Below are 1492 nucleotides of genomic sequence, written 5' to 3' on the forward strand. Positions count from 1 at the left end.
CTCTCCGTCTCGGCGCTGCGCGCCGATCCACCTCTCCCCCGCTTTGCGGGGGCGAGGAAACGCCATTCGCTGACGGCGCGGCCTTTGCAAGCTTGGGTTCCTCTCCCCGCCAAAGGCGGGGAGAGGTGGCTCGGCGAAGCCGAGACGGAGAGGGGGAGCGCCCTATGCGATTGGCCGCGCCTCGAAATGGCCTCGGCGAAAGACCTTACGCCGCCGGCTGCATCGCCGCCCTCTCCAGCATGCCGAACAGGTCGCGCGGCTCGTCGGGGTCGGCGAGCAGGTCGAGCTCTTCATAGAGGCCGGTGGCCTGGAGCTGGTCGCGGACGTAACGCAACGCGGAAAAATCCTCCGTGGCGAAGCCGACGGAATCGAACAGCGTGATCTGCTCCGCCGACTTGCGGCCCTCGGCCTGGCCCGTCATCACCCGCCACAGCTCGGTCACCGGATGGTCGGCGTCGAGTTGCTGGATCTCGCCCTCGATGCGCGTCTGCGGCGGGAACTCGACGAAGATGTCGGAGCGCAAGAGGATGTCGCGGTGGAGCTCCGTCTTGCCGGGGCAGTCGCCGCCGACGGCGTTGATGTGGACGCCGGAGCCGACCATGTTGTCGGTGAGGATGGTGGCGTACTGCTTGTCGGCCGTCACCGTGGTGATGATGTCGACCCCTTCGACCGCATCCTGCCCGGTCGCGCAGATGGTGATGTCGAAGCCCTTGCCGGCAAGGTTGCGGGCGCATTTTTCGGAAGCCGAGCGGTCGATGTCGTAGAGCCGCAGCTTGTCGATGCCGAGCAGGGCCCTGAAGGCGACGGCCTGGAACTCGGACTGGGCGCCGTTGCCGATGATGGCCATGGCGCGCGAACCCTTGGGCGCCAGGTATTTTGCCGCTACCGCAGAGGTGGCGGCGGTGCGCAGCGCCGTCAGGATGGTCATTTCGGTCAAGAGCATCGGATAGCCGGAGCCGACATCGGCGAGCACGCCGAAGGCGGTGACGGTCTGGCGGCCCTCGCGCATGTTCTTCGGGTGGCCGTTGACATATTTGAAGCCGTACATCTTGCCGTCGCTGGTCGGCATCAGCTCGATGACGCCGTCATGGCTGTGCGAGGCGATGCGCGGCGTCTTGTCGAACAGCTCCCAGCGGCGGAAATCCTCCTCGATATAGGCGGCAAGCTCGGTCAGGAAGCGCTCGACGCCGATGGCGAGCACGAGCTTCATCATGCGGTCGACGCTGACGAAGGGGACGATGGCGAGGCGCGAAGGCTGGGTCATGATCAGAGGCTCCCGGAATGGCTGCGGGTCGGGCGGTCCATGATGCGGCGGCCCATCAGGCTGGCGGTGAGGTCGACCATCAGGGTCGCGGTGCGGCCGCGCTCGTCGAGGAACGGGTTCAATTCGACAAGGTCGAGGCTGGAGACCAGGCAGCTGTCGGACAGCATCTCCATCACCAGATGCGCCTCGCGGAAGGTGGCGCCGCCGGGAACGGTGGCGCCGACGGCC

General features: G+C 66.8%; 2 protein-coding genes. Both read right to left on the reverse strand.

The annotated features are described in order from the left end of the window. Positions 1 to 205: 205 nt before the first annotated feature. On the reverse strand, positions 206 to 1264 hold the full coding sequence (locus EOD07_RS34080) for an ornithine cyclodeaminase (RefSeq protein WP_127238321.1): 1059 nt from the start codon (positions 1262 to 1264) through the stop codon (positions 206 to 208). A gap of 2 nt (positions 1265 to 1266) precedes the next feature. Then, on the reverse strand, positions 1267 to 1492 hold a 226-nt coding region (locus tag EOD07_RS34085; protein WP_206519649.1), incomplete at its 5' end, for an arginase family protein.

This window comes from Mesorhizobium sp. M2C.T.Ca.TU.002.02.1.1 (genome assembly GCF_003997225.1).